Origin of the sequence: Paenibacillus sp. FSL R5-0701, from assembly GCF_037973995.1 — a bacterium.
Classification (GTDB): Bacteria; Bacillota; Bacilli; order Paenibacillales; family Paenibacillaceae; genus Paenibacillus.
In genome coordinates this window covers 3,190,180-3,206,617 of record NZ_CP150230.1, presented here as the reverse complement: position 1 = coordinate 3,206,617, position 16,438 = coordinate 3,190,180, and the positions used below count along the sequence as shown (strand labels likewise).

At 46.0% G+C, this 16,438-nt stretch carries 16 protein-coding genes; 1 reads left to right on the top strand and 15 read right to left on the bottom strand.

Annotated elements, in window-relative coordinates; translation table 11 throughout:
* Nucleotides 1-106: 106 nt before the first annotated feature.
* Nucleotides 107-946, bottom strand: a complete 840-nt coding sequence (locus MKZ13_RS14220; RefSeq protein WP_339184846.1) for a MerR family transcriptional regulator — start codon at nt 944-946, stop codon at nt 107-109.
* A 139-nt stretch (nt 947-1,085) separates the two neighbouring features.
* Here MKZ13_RS14220 and MKZ13_RS14215 point away from each other — a divergent pair, with 139 nt between their 5' ends.
* Nucleotides 1,086-2,591, top strand: coding sequence for an MFS transporter (locus tag MKZ13_RS14215; RefSeq protein WP_339184844.1), 1,506 nt, complete (start codon nt 1,086-1,088; stop codon nt 2,589-2,591).
* A gap of 157 nt (nt 2,592-2,748) precedes the next feature.
* Here the strand turns inward: MKZ13_RS14215 and MKZ13_RS14210 are convergent, their stop codons facing one another.
* The 14 genes from MKZ13_RS14210 to MKZ13_RS14145 form a co-directional block, all read right to left on the bottom strand.
* Entirely contained in the window at nt 2,749-3,132 is a 384-nt protein-coding gene (locus MKZ13_RS14210; RefSeq protein ID WP_339184842.1) for a hypothetical protein, read from the bottom strand.
* A 137-nt stretch (nt 3,133-3,269) separates the two neighbouring features.
* A complete protein-coding gene (locus tag MKZ13_RS14205; protein ID WP_339184840.1) occupies nt 3,270-3,875 on the bottom strand; it encodes a pentapeptide repeat-containing protein in 606 nt (201 codons plus the stop codon).
* A 252-nt stretch (nt 3,876-4,127) separates the two neighbouring features.
* The gene (locus tag MKZ13_RS14200) at nt 4,128-4,736 is read right to left on the bottom strand and encodes an N-acetyltransferase (protein ID WP_339184838.1); all 609 of its coding nucleotides are present in this window, start codon (nt 4,734-4,736) and stop codon (nt 4,128-4,130) included.
* A 32-nt stretch (nt 4,737-4,768) separates the two neighbouring features.
* Nucleotides 4,769-5,131: an Asp23/Gls24 family envelope stress response protein gene (locus tag MKZ13_RS14195; protein WP_076211848.1), complete on the bottom strand. Its 363-nt coding sequence runs from the start codon at nt 5,129-5,131 to the stop codon at nt 4,769-4,771.
* A 166-nt stretch (nt 5,132-5,297) separates the two neighbouring features.
* Nucleotides 5,298-5,771 carry a hypothetical protein gene (locus MKZ13_RS14190; protein WP_237175528.1) on the bottom strand — a complete coding sequence of 158 codons (474 nt, stop codon included), beginning with the start codon at nt 5,769-5,771 and terminating at the stop codon, nt 5,298-5,300.
* The gene (locus tag MKZ13_RS14185; RefSeq protein WP_339184835.1) at nt 5,768-7,786 is read right to left on the bottom strand and encodes a S9 family peptidase; all 2,019 of its coding nucleotides are present in this window, start codon (nt 7,784-7,786) and stop codon (nt 5,768-5,770) included. Before MKZ13_RS14185 ends, MKZ13_RS14190 begins: the two co-directional genes overlap by 4 nt.
* Nucleotides 7,787-7,807: 21 nt before the next feature.
* On the bottom strand, nt 7,808-8,737 hold the full coding sequence (locus MKZ13_RS14180) for an ABC transporter permease (RefSeq protein WP_091030896.1): 930 nt from the start codon (nt 8,735-8,737) through the stop codon (nt 7,808-7,810).
* A 16-nt stretch (nt 8,738-8,753) separates the two neighbouring features.
* A complete protein-coding gene (locus tag MKZ13_RS14175) occupies nt 8,754-9,671 on the bottom strand; it encodes an ABC transporter permease (RefSeq protein WP_017688654.1) in 918 nt (305 codons plus the stop codon).
* Nucleotides 9,672-9,773: 102 nt separating this feature from the next.
* The gene (locus tag MKZ13_RS14170; RefSeq protein WP_221819478.1) at nt 9,774-11,339 is read right to left on the bottom strand and encodes an ABC transporter substrate-binding protein; all 1,566 of its coding nucleotides are present in this window, start codon (nt 11,337-11,339) and stop codon (nt 9,774-9,776) included.
* Nucleotides 11,336-12,547 (bottom strand): M20 family metallopeptidase, encoded by a 1,212-nt coding sequence (locus MKZ13_RS14165; RefSeq protein WP_339184831.1) that lies wholly within the window; start codon nt 12,545-12,547, stop codon nt 11,336-11,338. The genes MKZ13_RS14170 and MKZ13_RS14165 overlap by 4 nt, the downstream gene beginning before the upstream one ends.
* Nucleotides 12,544-13,296 (bottom strand): FadR/GntR family transcriptional regulator, encoded by a 753-nt coding sequence (locus MKZ13_RS14160; RefSeq protein WP_221819480.1) that lies wholly within the window; start codon nt 13,294-13,296, stop codon nt 12,544-12,546. The genes MKZ13_RS14165 and MKZ13_RS14160 overlap by 4 nt, the downstream gene beginning before the upstream one ends.
* A gap of 232 nt (nt 13,297-13,528) precedes the next feature.
* Entirely contained in the window at nt 13,529-14,242 is a 714-nt protein-coding gene (locus MKZ13_RS14155; protein ID WP_339184829.1) for a glycosyltransferase family A protein, read from the bottom strand.
* 152 nt (nt 14,243-14,394) lie between these two features.
* Complete coding sequence (locus MKZ13_RS14150) at nt 14,395-15,492, bottom strand: Gfo/Idh/MocA family oxidoreductase (RefSeq protein ID WP_221819482.1); 1,098 nt, start codon at nt 15,490-15,492, stop codon at nt 14,395-14,397.
* Nucleotides 15,493-15,504: 12 nt separating this feature from the next.
* On the bottom strand, nt 15,505-16,428 hold the full coding sequence (locus tag MKZ13_RS14145; RefSeq protein ID WP_260632632.1) for an AraC family transcriptional regulator: 924 nt from the start codon (nt 16,426-16,428) through the stop codon (nt 15,505-15,507).
* Between the last annotated feature and the right edge of the window lie 10 nt (nt 16,429-16,438).

The window sequence follows — 16,438 nt, the reverse complement described above, 5'->3', positions numbered from 1 at the left end:
TCCATACCCCCTTTGAAAACTCACAATTTATTACAGAAAACTTAACATGGAATACGACATGGGTCAAGGCAGTACAGCCTCGATCTCATCTTCCATCCCCATACCGTTAAACCATCGTGTTTTCTGGCTTACACACCTCTACGTAAATTTTGATGATGTACTCATCGGGATTACTTTCTGCGAAATAAGTGAGCAGGTCCAGTGCATACACATGTCCACAGACTCGCAGTCCCTCTTTTTCTATCTCCTCTTTCATGAGGGAATACGTCTCTGGCATGCTTTCGTATGAACCTCGATGATTCATGACGGCATACATCCCTTTTGGCTTAATCCATATCGTTTCCCCTGAAATGGGAGCTTTTATTTTGTTGCCAAAGTAATCCGGATAGTAATCTCCTGCCTCATAGTGCTCCTGAGTTAAGATCGTCCATACCGGAAACTCATAGTCGATCATCTGTTCATCACAATGGGTCCTGTATTCAATGAACTTACGGAAGAATTCCTTATCCCCATCCCCTTGTTCCAGTGGAACAGTAATAAAATACTCCAGCTCACATTGTTCGATATGCAGCCCTTCAGGAGAAACATCCGTGGCTTGTTTCGTCATTTCAATGGCACCACTTAGCAGCTTTTGCATACGTTTGATTCGTTGTTGCTCCAACTCAAGTGCCTTTAATTTCTGTTCAAACAGCTCAATTAACAATGGTGTATTCTGATTTTGAATGAACGACTTAATCTCTTGGAGTGAGCTTCCTGCCTTCTTCAGCACATGTATGACATCCAGCACATACGTTTGTTGCATACCATAATAGCGGTAGCCCTTGGCATTGGTATATTCAGGCTTTAACAGCCCAATCTCGTCATAATGAAACAAGGTATGTTTGGTCACTCCGCAGATCTTGGCAAATTCACTGGTGGTAAAATGTTGTGCATGATGTCCAGCCATCTATGGGCCCTCCATGTACATATGTAGTCTAAGTTTTATCAATATACATGCATTATAGTCTGTAAAGAAAAGTTTGACTATAGAGTTACCCGATAGTTTAGTCTTGAATTGTAAGTTATTCATATCGCCGGAGGGAAACATGTCAAAATTCAAACGTTGGATGATTCTAGTTATTGTCTCAAGTGCACTATTACTCATTGTGATGGATATGACCATCCTGTACACCGCTTTACCCAGCTTGACCCATGATCTCGGTGCATCAGCTTCGGAGAAATTATGGATTCTGAACGGTTACTCCCTTGTCATGGCGGGTCTGCTTCCTGCAATGGGAACACTCGGAGACCGTCTTGGTCATAAAAAAATATTTACCCTGGGCTTGCTCGTCTTTTCTGCTGCTTCTCTTGCCGCTGCCTTTTCTCCAGTACCGGCTATGCTGGTCATGAGCAGAATTCTTCTTGCCGTAGGTGCATCCATGATGATGCCAGCGACATTGTCGATTATCAGAGTTACGTTTACGAATGAGCGAGAACTCGCACTGGCAATCGGCATCTGGGGTTCCATTGCATCAGGCGGTGCTGGACTAGGACCGATTGTTGGTGGACTGCTTCTTCAACATTTCTGGTGGGGTTCTGTGTTTCTGATTAACCTGCCCATAGCCATTATCGCGTTTGTATTCGCCTTGAAAATGATCCCTAAACATCACGGGGATACCTCGAAAAAGTGGGACTTCACCAGTTCTATTCAGATCATGATTGCCATGGTCGGAATTATCTATTCCATTAAGGAATTCACAAGACGCGAAGGATCTCTCACACTCGCTATCATTGCTGCTGTGATCGGTGTTCTGTCTCTGATCATTTTTATTCGCCGTCAGAATAACAGTCCCAATCCGCTGCTGGATCTATCCTTATTCAAAATCCCAAGATTCAGCACCGGCTTTATTACCGCACTGGTTGGCTTGTTTGCACAAATGGGTGTGCAGTATATGGTCACTCAGCGGCTTCAACTGGTGGAAGGCATGTCACCTCTTCAGGCTGGACTATTCACCGTATCCATACCTATTGCAGCACTCATCGCCGGACCTGTTACGGGGGCCATTATGCACCGTGTGGATGTTGTATATATCAAAAGCTTCACTCTTTTCATCGCTGCCCTTGGCATGGGGACGTATCTGATGTATTTCAATGCCGGGTTCACCGGGCAAATTCTCGGTTTGGCACTACTTGGTGCAGGTCTTGGATCAGGGATGACCGCTGCATCACATTCCATTATGAGTTATGCCCCACCACACAAAGCGGGTATGGCCGCTTCCATTGAGGAAGTAGGTTATGAGCTGGGCGGGGCATCCGGTATTGCAATCATCGGCAGCATGTCGACCCTTTTCTACACACTCGCTATGAAGATCCCTGTGGGAATTAGTGTGCCAGCCAATGCGAAAGACAGTCTGGATGAAGCACTTATCGCTGCCGGAAGCTTGCCTGCTGCGTCTGCTGAATCGCTCAAAAATGCCGCCTTTGCTGCATTTGACCAATCCTTCTTTGTTGTCATCGCAGGTGTGACCGTATTTCTGTTCATTGCTGCTCTGATCATGAGCTGGGTTGCTGTGCGGTTGAAACGAGCCCACAAGCACAGCGTTAAAACGTAATGAAATTCACTTCATGAAGAAAAGCAAGGTATATACGAAATATGTCAAAAGAAGAGGATTAACTCAATTAAATTAACGTTAAAAACCACTACCTGATTTGTTTCAGGTAATGGTTTTTGATATGCCTGATAACCGAAGCTTACCACCCTGCGGCACCTCACGGAAGGTAGGCATCCTCTACCTCAACTTTTCGTTCATTCCCCATCGCAATGTATCTTACGTTAATGACATTTCCTTTCTGAAAATGGGGAATATGTGTGATTGGAATATAAGTCTCTACAATTGTTGGGAAGGTGCGGCCGTCAACTTGGGTTACAGTCAGATCCAATCGCACGCCAGGCCTTCCATCCATACTGGATGAAGTCTGTACAATATCATGAATTATTGCTTCTGCTGGAATTCCGTCCATCAGAATGCTCTTGCGAAGATGATGTTGCTCTTTATTGTTACGTAGCAGTCTAAATGCCATAATTGTAGTGATCGTGCCGGTTATAAGCCCAATGACAATAATAGCAACAATAAAAATTAATGTGACTGTCATGATAACCTCCTTTTAGTTGAAACTTATGTTAACTACTTCTTGTTTAGATCTCTTATTCCTGCCAATTTGTTTGAATTGGGAAAGCTTAACGTCAAAAAAGCCGCCTCAAGGGCGGCTTGCTGCTGTGTATGTTCAACTTAATCTACTTTCGCACCATACGAGCGTACAAACAGAACAGCTTGTTCGCGATCCAAACGTACGCCTTTGATATCCAGCGATTTCAGATCGATTCCTTCCAGATTAGCCCCTCTAAGATCGGCCCCTTGCAGCTTGGCTCTGCTTAATATAACTCTGGTAAGATCACAGTCTCTCAAATCCGCTTTGGTGAAATCCGTGTCCGTAAAGTCAGCCTCAAAGAAACGAATTCCTCGCAGATCCTGTTTCCCCAAACGTGTATGTCTCAGATTGGTATAGGACCAATCGCCGTGACTTAGGGTGATGCCATCCATTTGCGCACCTGAAAAGTCTGAGCCTGTCATCTTGCAGGAGCTGAATTTGGAAGCAAAGAGATTCGCACCACCGAAGGTGCAATTTTCAAAAGCCGATTCCGTATGAATCGAACCATTCATGGAAGCCCCTTTGAAGTCACACTCGATAAAACGACAGTTACTCGTTTCGATTTCTTCCATAGAAGCGTTCATAAATGTACACTGTTTGAAAACACAGCTTATGAGTTCTCCATAGCGCAGATCACGTCCCTCAAAATGTACTGCTTCATAATCCTGATCCTTATATTGATACACTGGTTACACCCCACATTGTATATTTCTCCGTCTTCTTCATTAAAAGAACTTTTTATACTATACCACACCCCTGTCAAGTACCTGCTTAATCACACACAAAAGTCAAGTTGCTTTTTTTATGAGAAAAATCTGAAAACTAAAAAAAGGGACACATAAAGCGCCCCTCCAGCTCACACTTTTAACCGTTCCAATGTGGGCTTATATATGTGAAACTCTCCAATTAGCTGCTTTTTCTATTCGTATCTGAAAACGTTACACCAGATTTTTGGACATCCTGTACAGGGATAACGAAGGTTTATTGATTTCCCCTACTCTCTGGTATCCCAAACGCTCGTAGAGTTTAATAGCTAGTAGATTTTCCTTTTTAACCGTAAGTGAAGATTTGGACAGACCTTGTGTTACAGCTTGCTCCTCAGCAAATTGAATGAGCTGTGTCCCTACACCAAGTCCTCTGCTTTCAGGCAAGGTAGCCAATGTTCCGATGTGGTACTCATCGTTCTCCGCTTCTTTTAATGTCACCATGGAGTAGAACTCTTTCCAGTGTTGGAGATTATACTTGATCAGGCTCCATTTCCGAAGTTCAAACAGCTTGGAGAACGTTGGTAAAGCAAGTTTGTTCATGATAGTGGTCGGATAACATACGATCATGCCCAGCGTTTGGTTGCCCATTTTAGCTTCATAAGCATATTGGTGACTGAATCGGTTCTGATTCGAACGCCATAACTTGTTAAATGTTTTCTCTATAATGCCTTTATCCTTGGTACCTGCAAGCGAATAGGCCATATATTCAAGTGCCATCTGATTTAGCTGCCCGCCGACTAATGATTGTGGACTGGCTTTTGTTATGGAAATCTTATTCATCGCTGTCACTCCTCTAGGTAGCTGAAATTGAATTAAAGCTGGGCAGCAGGTTGGTTGAATGATAACCCCTCAACGATCACATTCACCGTATCAATGGTTAATCCGGTCAGCTGTTCCACATGCAATCTCACATTGTTTTGCAATTCCCTGCAGACTTCATGCACTTTCGTTCCATAACACACGACAACCTTTACGTTTATCTCCAGTCTTGATTCTACCTTGCGGATAGCTATGCCATTTTGCAGACTTTTCCCGCTCCACTTTTTGGTGATGCCTTCTACAAGTCCTGTCGACATGGAGGAAATCTCACTGGTAGTATTTGCAATCTTGCCGACAATTTTGGAGATCACATCATCCGATATTTGAATTTTTCCCAAAACATTTTGAATGGACATCCTAGGTCCCCCTCTTTGCGCCCGTATTTTTTGATAGATAATATTATCATTTAATACAAATATAAATCATACGAAGTCCGATTTCAACTTTTGAATTCAGTCATCCACATTTCTACCTGTACATAGCAAAAAAAACCGCGATCATCGCGGCTTCTTCTGGTCCATATTAAGGGAATTTTAATTGAATACGGACAGGAATGCAGGAAGATAACTCCCTATCTGTTCTGCCCTCTTCTGCTTGCTCTGTTTCTGCTTGCACGAGCCATTGCCTGCCAATTAACGTTTGTAGCAATTCAATCTCTTCTACGGTCAGTTGAATATGCTTCAGTGACAGTTCATCTTGAACGTAATCCCGATCCACCTTACGGTCAAACCGGAAATCGAGCAATCGCTTCAACCCGTTAATATGCAAAAACTTGAACTCATAACCTTGACGTATCGCCTTTTCCCAATCGTCTCCGATATCAGCTGCTGTCTGTAGTCTTTCATCAAAATCCATCGTGGATTCCTTAACCAGAGGCAACAACCGGGAATAGTCTCGACGTTGCAAACATTCAATAATCACTTCTTTTGATTCCCCGCTTGTCAGAACATTTTCTACAAGGAGGCCTACAGGAATGGACAGCTGAGTCTGACTCATTGCTCGCCCTCCTCATTCCCGAGGTACTGATTGAACCAGGCATTCACCTGTTCGAAGCTATCAATCCGAAGTGAAGGTTTACCGCTTTTCAGCAAACTGTGGTTGGAACCCGGGTAACGAATCAGTTTGGTCTTTTTGCCGTATCGTTTTAGCGTAGTATATAATTCCTCCGCTTGCGCAATCGGTGTCCGATAGTCCTGCTCTCCGTGCATGATCAGAAGTGGCGTCTCAATGTGATGTGCATGGGCAAGAGGTGAACGGGACCACAGGAATTCAGCGTTTTCCGCCGGATTACCACCAATGACTCCCTCGACATAGGAAATTCCGATATCACTCGTTCCATACATGGACAACCAGTTGGAGATGCAACGCTGGGTTACAGCCGCCTTGAAACGGTGGGTATGCGCTACAATCCAGTTGGTCATCACTCCGCCATAACTGCCACCCGCTACACCCAGACGGGATGCATCAAGGAAATCATGTGTAGCCAGGGCATAATCAACAGCTTCCATCAGATCCCGGTAATCCCCTCCGGCAAAGTCACCACGGCAAGCTCTGGCAAACTCCTGACCATATCCCATACTTCCGCGAGGATTGATCCACTGCACAGCGTACCCTTGCGCAACGAGTGTCTGCATTTCATGACTGTATGTACCCGTATACATCGCGTGCGGTCCACCATGAATCTGCAAAATCAATGGCAATTTCCCATTGGAGTCACGTATTGCCGGTGTGGCTAACCAACCTTGAATCGGCCATCCATCAGAGGACTTAAACTCTACACGGATTGGCACATTTACAGCCAATTCAGCCATGAATTCATCATTTCGCCGGGTGAGTCTGAACATTTCACCACTGTCGATATCCACGCGATATAACTCTCCAGGGTGTTCAGCAGTCAACGCAGCGATTACCAGCGATGAACCATCTGGTGTTAAGGTATACTGATACACATCCTTCTCACCATCGCCCGTAACGGATTTACACTCTCCATTATCTTGAATGCGATACACGTCCACATCCCCGTTATGCGTTCCGAGTACATATACACCACGTTCTGGATGATGGGCATCCGAGATTGGAGAAGGAGACGCACCTGCTGACTTCATATCACCAAGCGCCGCGTTACCCAGCTGCATATCTACTTGAGGTGCGATTGGCCTGGGTATACCTCGATGAACGGGGACAGCGTATAAGCTGTTGTGGCTCCCACTTCCATACTCACGATCACTGGCGATCAGGATCAGCTGCTGCCCGTCGGGCGAATAGGAGAACTGGCTTATCGCCAGACTGGAATCCGTCACTTTGAAGAGATCACGCTCTCCCAATCGAACGCTGTATATATCCGTAAAGTACAGTAGATCTGCATCAAGTTCCTCATCCTCTACTTGCTTCGAAATGAAAGAAAGCTGCTTGCTATCTGGCGACCACGCTGGAGCACTGATATTCCATAGCCCGGAAGTCACCTGCGTGATCTCCCCGCTTTTACTCTCATATACAAACAACTGGCTGTATAGACCATCCCACCAGCCAGCCCCTTCCGCCTTCGGCGTTGTACGCTCAAAGACTTTACCTCGCAGTGCAGGTACAGACTCCTGTTGGGCCTCAGCTTTCTTCTGTTGGGCCTCCGGTTGTACTTTGCTGGTAAACGCAATGTACTGCCCGTTCGGAGACCAGATATAGCTCAATATTTTACGTGCGGGAGATATCAGCATGACTGGCTCTTTTTGATCTGAATGGAGCGTCCATAGTCCTTTGCCACCATCCACTGAGCGAATGAATGTGAGTTGTGTGCCATCAGGCGACCAAGCAGGTGAGGAATCCTTTGTTCCATCCGAAAGTGCAATATCTTTATCACCATCGAGCGAAATTCCTCGAATTTGTGTGTTATATTCGTTTTTATCCTGATCTATGGTCTGTTCCACATAAGCTACTTGTCCGTTAGGACTGATCACCGGCTGACTGATCCAACGGTAGTGACTCAGATCCTCCGGCATAATTGGTCTTTGATTCATATTGATAGCTCCCTTCTCCGTTTATTTATGGGTTGTCTCCGTACGTGGATCAAGCACATCACGCAGCCAATCTCCAAGGAAAATAACACCGAGTACGGTAAATGTAATGGCTAGCCCCGGGAATGTAGCAACCCACCAGCTTGTAGCAACATATTGTCTGCCATCACTGAGCATCCCTCCCCAGGACACATCGGGTGGTTTGATACCCAGACCCAGAAAACTGAGTGAAGCTTCCATAATAATCGTTGTGCCGACATTCATACCACAGATGACGATAAAGGATGAAAGGATATTCGGCAGAATGTGTTTGAGAATCAATCTTCCATTTTTCGCGCCAATTGATCTGGCCGCATGAACAAAATCCCGCTCCTTGATACTGAGAACCTCACTTCTTACCACACGGGTGAATGGAACCCAATTCGTTACACCGATGACAAAGATCAGCGTTGTAATACCCGGACCAACAATCGCCATCACAACAAGCATGAACAGAATGGTTGGAATGGCCATGAATGCATCACCTACACGCATGATGACAGCATCCAGCCATTTCCCGTAGAATCCGGATACCAGCCCCAGAATCGCGCCAATGATTCCTGATACAATCACGGCACCCATCCCCACGATTAAGGAAACTCGAGCACCATATACAATTCGACTCCACATGTCTCTGCCGAGATTATCGGTACCCAGCCAGTATTCGGCCGTTCCGCCCTCAAGCCATGCTGGTGGTTTAAGTCGGTTGAGCGGATTCACCGCTGCCGGATCATGACTCGTCAATAGAGGTGCACCTATGGCAATTAACACAACCAACAATACAAGCACAGCACCAAACATTCCGGTCTTGCTGATGATCAGTTGTTGCCAGATATAACGAAATCCCGTTGGTGCACGCCCATTGTCTTGTTCCTGTTCTGTACCCGGAATTGGCATTTCATTGCTGCCTGTCATATGATTGCACCTCCTTCTAGTCGTATTTGATGCGCGGATCAAGTAGCCTGTAAGCTACATCCGTCAAGATGTTGATTACCACAACGATAAAGGCAATGACAAACACCGCTGCCTGTACAATCGCCATATCATGGGTGTTGACTGCAACGACCAGCAATTGCCCCAGTCCAGGCCAGGAGAATACCGTTTCCGTAATCAAAGTCCCCCCGATCAGACTTGTAAACTGCAAACTCATAATCGTTACGACAGGAATCAATCCATTCCGAAATGCATGTTTCACAATGACAACCATTCGGCCAAGCCCCTTGCTGCGGGCTGTTCGGATATAGTCCTGATTCAGAATCTCCAGCATGCTGGAGCGAATCAGCCGGGTCATCTGCGCAGCCAGTCCAACGCCAAGTGTAAATGCCGGCAAAATCAGATGTGACAATCCTCCGCGGCCGGATACTGGCAATACACCCAGCATGACGGAGAACAAGAGGATAAGCATAATCCCCATCCAGAAGTTTGGCATCGCCTTACCAATAACGGATATTCCTGAAATAATAAGATCGGTAAACGTATTGCGTTTGACAGCTGAAATGACACCAAGTGGAACAGCCATTAGCACGGCAAAAAACATAGCCGCTACCGCCAGTTCAAAGCTGGCAGGCAACCTCTCCAGCACAAGTTCCAATGCAGGCTGATTGTAGCGAAAAGATTGCCCAAAGTCTCCCTGTATTGCACTGCCCAGAAACTTCACGTATTGCGTATATAAAGGCTGGTCCAAACCAAGTGCCTGGGTCAAGACAGCACGATCTTCAGCGGTAGCCGTTTCAGGCAACATTAGCGCAACCGGATCACCGGTGACTCGAACCAAAATGAACACAATTAATGAAACAATGAACAGCACCGGAATGATCTGCAGTAGTGACTTAAGTACGTATTTGCCCATTCCTTGTTCACCTCCCTTTTAAAAAAGAACGGCAGGAACATGGTTATCCAGTCCCTGCCGTTCACGGCCTATCTTTTCAATGACCGGTTGTTATACCCGATGTTACTGTGCAACAGGTGTAATCTCGTCAGCATAGAACATCTCGTCACTGCGCGGCGCGAAGTTCACTTTATCATTTGTTCCGTATACACCTTCCATTTGGTACAGATATACGGCTGGACGCTCTTCAGAGAAAATCTGTTGTACTTGCTGATACTCTTTCTCACGAGACGCAGGGTCCATGTTCACCAATGCAGATTGAAGCAGTTTCTCTACTTCAGGATTGTTGTAATCCGACTCACCTTTCGCTTCTTCCAACATATAACGATTGTAGTTATTCGAAGCATCGAACAAGGAGTTACCAATACCAATCATGAAGATTTCTTTGAATGATTTGGAGCTGTAACGTTCACTGAATGCACTTGCTTCCAGGACATCCAGGTTGATTTTGAATCCGGCTTGTTCCAGCATCGCTGCGACAACTTCAGCCTGTTCTTTGTACTGTGCGGAAACGGAGATGGTCATCTCAGCTTCACCTTCCGCATAGCCAGCTTCTTGCAGGAGTTGTTTGGCTTTTTCCTGGTCATAGAGTGACGTTTTGTACAATGAAGGATCAGCACCGAAGTTGCCTGGTGTTACGGATGTGCGGGTTACGATACCTGCTCCGCCGGCAATGCTGTCCACAATGCCTTGTTTGTCGATAGCCAGGTCAATGGCTTCACGTACTTTTGGATCAGCTGTGATACTGCCTTCTGTCTGACGGAAGATCAACTGAAGCACACGCTGGATTGGCGCTTTGACAATCTTCTTATCTGCTTCGCCTTCGATCCGTGCAATGTCAGTGGATGGAATGGAAGACGCAACATCTACACCACCAGCAAGCAATTCGGATACACGAGTGGACGCTTCAGGAATAACGCGGAATACCACTTCATTCCATTTGGGTTCACCGTCGAAGTAGTTCTCGTTTTTCACAAGTTCCACACGATCATCTTTGGTCCATTTACTGAACTTGTAAGGGCCTGTGCCTACCGGTTGTTTCAGGAAAGCATCGAATCCTTTATCTGCAATATATTTTGCTGGCAGAATGCCTGCTCCCATTTTGGACAGACGATTCAGGAGCAACGGATCTGGACCATCCGTGATGATGTCTACGGTATAGTCATCCACCACTTTAACTTCTACGATATTTTTGAAATAACTGTTTTGTTTCAGTGTCTCGTCCTTGGCTACGCGCTCCAGCGTGTATTTTACATCTGCTGAAGTGAATGGATCGCCATTGTGGAAGGTAACACCTTCACGCAGCTTAAATCTCCACGTTGTATCATCAACCTGATCCCATGATGTCGCAAGTCCCGCAACTTTTTTCTGTTCACTGTCATTTTTGATCAGATAATCAAAAACGTTGACCAGAACCGCCTCACTGGAAGTGTTGTTGTTATTGTGCGGATCGAAACTCTCAATATCGGTTGCCGCAGCAACGGTCAGTGTTGTACTTGCGCTTCCACTGCCCGTTCCTTCTGTTGCGGAACCATCATTTGTGCTTGTCGATTTTCCTCCGCAAGCGCTGAGTACCATTACGACTGCCAGTAACGTGATCCACAAGCCTGTCCATTGTCTTTTTTTCATTGTGATTGCTCCCCCTCAGAAGATGTATTCCGTGCCAAAAATTCAAGTGCTACTGCAGACAACATGCCAACACCATAAGGCATCGCTGTCTCATCAAGATCAAACATGGGATGGTGGAGTGGATAGCGAGTACGTTCCTCATCATTCCCAGATCCTAGTCTGAAAAACACACCCGGAACCTGTTCACAATAAAAAGCGAAATCCTCGCCCCCTGTGGAGGGTTTGATATAAGTCCATCCCTTCTCCGCATTAACCTGATCACAAGTCTCTGTTAGCAGGTCAACCATGCCGAGATCATTCACAACAACAGGGTAACCATCGCCGTAAATTACCTCGCATCCTGCGCCGAAAGAATCGCAGACCCCTTTAACAACTTGCTCGATCAAAGCTGGCATCCGCTCACGAATGGCAGGTGAGAGTGTACGAACCGTACCGATCATCTCCACTTCGGGGGCGATGGCTGTTCCCATATAACCTCCCGTGATTTTGCCAATCGTGACTACTGCCGGTTCAAGTGGATCAACCATCCGACTGACGATATTTTGCAATGCGGTGATGACCTGAGCGGATACCGCGATCGCATCAATACCCTCATGCGGACGAGCTGCATGCCCACCCTTGCCAAACACCTTGATAATCAAGGGATCAGCTGACGCAAACGCAACGCCTTGACTTACACCCAAGGTTCCCGTGTTCTGTCCAGGTGTCATGTGTAATCCTGCGATGGCATCAACCTTCGGATTCTCCAGAACACCGTCCTCGATCATGGCTCTTGCACCTGCAAGTCCCTCTTCGGCTGGCTGGAAAATAAATTTGATGTTGCCTGATTTCGGTCTTCCAAGACCAGTAAGCAGTTGGGCGGCTCCCATCAGGATGGAGGTGTGAGCGTCATGTCCACACAGATGCGCTTTGCCTTCCACTTGCGAGCGGTATTCCACCGCTTTCTGATCCTGGATTGGCAGAGCATCCATGTCTGCGCGCAAGGCAAAGGTTGGTCCATCGGTCTCTCCGCGAAGCAGGCCTGTAACCCCGGTTTTTCCGACATTGCGTGTAACTTCGAGTCCCAGGCTTTCCAGATGCTCGGCTACGATAGCGGATGTGCGATGTTCCTCATAACCGATCTCCGGATGCTGATGTAAATCTCTGCGCCAAGCGCTTAACTGGGCTTGCAGTGGCTGAGCCAGCTGTATTAGTTCTGAACGATTCATTTGCTGTCATTCCCTTCATTTTCTTCCGATTCAGAAACCAAACGGGCATAGATCGCGTCAGCCGAGAATTCGATATGCCTTTTCATCGTCTCCTTGGACTTGATGCTATCATGGGCTTTCAATGCTTCAAGAATCTCCATATGTACACCGTGGTTGACGGAACGTATCCGGTCATCATAAGGCATCAAGTCGAGCGCCGGATTAATTTTGGTCCGGATCTGTCTGACGGCTCTCTCACAGTATGGATTCCCCGAAGCCTTGGCGATGGTCAGATGAAATTTCACATCCAGCGCCCTGAACCATTCCCTTGTGCAGTCTGGCTCTATACTTTGTTCCATGTAATTCTCAAGCAGCTCCAGTTCGCCTGCGGTGATCCGCTCAGCAGCGAGAAAAGCTCCCTCTGGCTCGATGATGGTTCGAAATTCAAACACCTTCAGCATCTGTGACCAATCCCGTTTAATTTCTTCTCTCGTGCGCTTATGCGAATTGGCTGTCAGAGGCAGTACAAATGTTCCGCCTTTGGCACCCACCCTTTTCTCAATCAAGCCTTTCTCTTCCAGTGAAGAGAGTGCCTCACGAACGGTAATGCGGCTTACGTTAAAAATCTCTGCCAGATCTCGCTCGGCTGGAAGCTGTTCTTCACTCATTAATTCTTTCAGAATAATGGCTTCTTCCAGTTGTTCCCTAATGAATTCACTAACCTTTTTGGTAGATACTTTCTCAAAACGAAATGAAAACGTACTGGACATCTAAACACTCCGATCTGTATATGGTCTAGACCTTATACCATTAATATAATTCCGACTAAACTTATATGCAATACTTTTTTTCAAGTAAATTCATATTTTTTTCTCACCACCACCAAATTGAAGCATTTTGGCACAAAAAAGACGCATCTACACGCAGCAGATGCATCTACACGCAGCAGATGCATCTTCGCTTTCGTTATTTGACGACACACATGGGCACTACGATTACAGACTATAACTTTTTATTAGCATAGGGTCTGAAATCCTCTGTAACCGCAAGTTTTTTGCTTCCCTCCAGGTAAAAGCTGTCATCCGCTCTCCAGGTATGACTTTTTTTGTTCTGTCTGCGGTGATAGACATAATTGTAAGGAGAGGTCGCGTACGCTTTGAATCCTCTTTTCCTGCATTGTCTCAGGAAGGTCACATCTTCCCCTATTGAACGGTCCGTGAAGCGGACTTTTTTCAAGATCTCTCTTTTGAATAAAATAGTGCCCCCTTGAACAAATTCAACCGGTTTATTTTTTTCAGCTGGAGATCTGACCAACTGTGTCTTGGACGCACCCAAGTAGACCAGGCACGAATGTTTGCCAACAATATCACTTTTGGTCCGTCTCAGTTCTCTCACCTGTTCTGTTAAATAATACGGCGAGTAGTAGTCATCATCATCAAATTTGGCAATCAACGAAAAACGAGCCCTCGTCATGCCGGCGTTCAGGCTTTGTCCTAGGGAAATGCTCTCAGGAACTTGATATACATGAACATTCGCATATTTTCGAACCCGGTTTTGGTATAATGCCAGATTCATACTGTCATGATTCAGGACAATGATCAATTCTTTGCTTTTATAAAGCTGCCGACTGTAATTTTGCAGGATGTTATCAAAAAATTGCGGCCGATTGGTACATACAACAATGGAAACACCATGACCCGTTTTGTGTTTAGTCAAGACATACCCTCTTTTCAGCTCATTTTTCTCTCATCATATGTGCCGAAATAGAGTCTGGTATGGACCAATAGCTAGTAACCAAAACACCAAAAACCCTCTGTCCCCAAATAACAGGACAAAGGGTTCTGTAATCTAATTGTTTTATGTCTGTTCTATGCTTCGCTACCGTTATTCAAGTATACAGCCTTGCCTGTGCGAGCAGATTCATAGAGAGCTTCCAGGATCTGAGATACAACCAGCGCTTGTTTCGGTGTAACGACTGGCTCCTGGTCCTTCTCAATCGCTTCAATCCACTTTCTCATCTCAACATCCGGTGCGCTCTCACTCTTACCATCGTAGAAAGCTACCCCGCCTGCACTCAGTTCAATCTCATTGGTGTATAGACGGCTGAATTTCTCACCATTGATGCGCAGCCCGTTCTTCATATCCGCACCCGCTTCGCTACCGCTCAAGCTACATTTTGCCTCATCCACATCCAGTGAGTTCAGTGCCCAACTGGATTCCAGCATGATCGTTGCTCCATTTTCCATCACAATCATACCAAAGGCTGAGTCTTCTACGGAAAATTGTTTTGGGTCCCACGGGCCCCAGGCATTGGCCGCATTTTCACGTTGTGAAAGCTCATGATAGGTCGTACCAAGCACAACTTTTGGTTGATAGTTATCCATCATCCAGAGCGTCAGATCAAGTGCGTGCGTACCAATATCAATCAGCGGACCGCCACCTTGCTTCTCTTCATCCAGGAAAACACCCCATGTTGGTACTGCTCTACGTCTAATTGCATGTGCTTTGGCAAAATAAATATTACCCAGGTCACCTGCTTCGCACACCTTCTTCAAATACTGACTGTCTTCTCTGAAACGGTTGTTGTATCCGATGGTCAGTTTCTTGCCGGTACGTTCTGCCGCTTCGAGCATGAGTTGTGCTTCAGCAGATGTCTTCGCCATCGGCTTTTCACACATGACATGTTTCCCCGCCTCCAGAGCAGCAATAGAAATCTCGGCATGAGAAATATTCGGCGTAAGCACATGCACAATATCCAAAGACTCATCCTTAAGCAATTCCTGATAATCCGTGTAGACTTCAGCATCAGTAGAGCCATATTTCTGTTTGGCATCATCTGCACGTTCCTGAACGATATCGCAGAAAGCCACCAGTTCAACATTATCCAGTTTACTCAGACTCGGCAGATGTTTGCCATTCGCGATTCCACCACAGCCAATAATTCCGATACGATATACTTTACTCATATATATTCACCCTCACTTAAGTATTGGTTGTTTCATTTTGCGAAAAGCCGACGGGGTCATCCCCAGACGTTTGCGAAATACAGCATGCAAATAGTTGGCATTATTGAAGCCTGAAGCAAGAGCGATCTGTTCAATGGATACGTTACTTTCCTCCAGATTGCGGCACACGGCGCGCAGACGAATATCCTCCAGTACACGGCTGAACGGCATCTCCGGCTGTACCTGGTAGAAGATTCGCTGCAATTGTCTGCTGCTAATATGAAGTTTCTCAGCTACATGCTCCAGCGTGACCACTGTAGGGTGATTCGCCTCCATATACTGCACTGCATACTCATAGCGATACACCGACATATCCCGCACAGGGGCTTCCGGTCGATTCCCCCCGGTGTCGTATGCTCGCACGGTTTTGAGTAATATGCTGATAACCAGTTGCTTGATCGACGTATAATAACCTAACAATTTCTGATCACATGCCTCGTAGGCTTCCAAAAAACAATGCATTGCCCGATGATAATCATTCACTGGAGTAAGCGGAAGCGTTCTCAGCTTTTCCATCGTTTCCTCAGATTCTGCTGCTTCCCAGGGATCAACATGCTCTCTTGGCTTGTGAACGATATCCACATGAAGACATAATTCATCCATGTCCTCTTTGGCATCAGCCTCCTGATAATGAAGTACACCCGGTCCAGTCAAATAAAGCATACCTTCCGAGAGTGCATGTGTCTGATCATCGAGAATAACTTTACCTTTACCTCTTGGGATAAAATGAAACTCAAACTCCGCATGATTATGGAAATCCACAACTCGGCCCGCTGGAAAAGAAGTCAGATGAAATCGCATCACGCGAATCTCATAATGTCCCCAAACCATTGAAATATCCAGTCTCTCCAGGAGATCCTGCCGTTCAAGCATTTTCTCATAAGGATACAGGCTCAAGATTGCATAC

Coding starts and splice junctions, on each gene's coding strand:
- MKZ13_RS14220 (WP_339184846.1), bottom strand. CDS start 946: ATGGCTGGACATCATGCACAACATTTTACCACCAGTGAATTTGCCAAG.
- MKZ13_RS14215 (WP_339184844.1), top strand. CDS start 1,086: ATGTCAAAATTCAAACGTTGGATGATTCTAGTTATTGTCTCAAGTGCA.
- MKZ13_RS14210 (WP_339184842.1), bottom strand. CDS start 3,132: ATGACAGTCACATTAATTTTTATTGTTGCTATTATTGTCATTGGGCTT.
- MKZ13_RS14200 (WP_339184838.1), bottom strand. CDS start 4,736: ATGAATAAGATTTCCATAACAAAAGCCAGTCCACAATCATTAGTCGGC.
- MKZ13_RS14195 (WP_076211848.1), bottom strand. CDS start 5,131: ATGTCCATTCAAAATGTTTTGGGAAAAATTCAAATATCGGATGATGTG.
- MKZ13_RS14190 (WP_237175528.1), bottom strand. CDS start 5,771: ATGAGTCAGACTCAGCTGTCCATTCCTGTAGGCCTCCTTGTAGAAAAT.
- MKZ13_RS14185 (WP_339184835.1), bottom strand. CDS start 7,786: ATGAATCAAAGACCAATTATGCCGGAGGATCTGAGTCACTACCGTTGG.
- MKZ13_RS14180 (WP_091030896.1), bottom strand. CDS start 8,737: ATGACAGGCAGCAATGAAATGCCAATTCCGGGTACAGAACAGGAACAA.
- MKZ13_RS14175 (WP_017688654.1), bottom strand. CDS start 9,671: ATGGGCAAATACGTACTTAAGTCACTACTGCAGATCATTCCGGTGCTG.
- MKZ13_RS14170 (WP_221819478.1), bottom strand. CDS start 11,339: ATGAAAAAAAGACAATGGACAGGCTTGTGGATCACGTTACTGGCAGTC.
- MKZ13_RS14165 (WP_339184831.1), bottom strand. CDS start 12,547: ATGAATCGTTCAGAACTAATACAGCTGGCTCAGCCACTGCAAGCCCAG.
- MKZ13_RS14160 (WP_221819480.1), bottom strand. CDS start 13,296: ATGTCCAGTACGTTTTCATTTCGTTTTGAGAAAGTATCTACCAAAAAG.
- MKZ13_RS14150 (WP_221819482.1), bottom strand. CDS start 15,492: ATGAGTAAAGTATATCGTATCGGAATTATTGGCTGTGGTGGAATCGCG.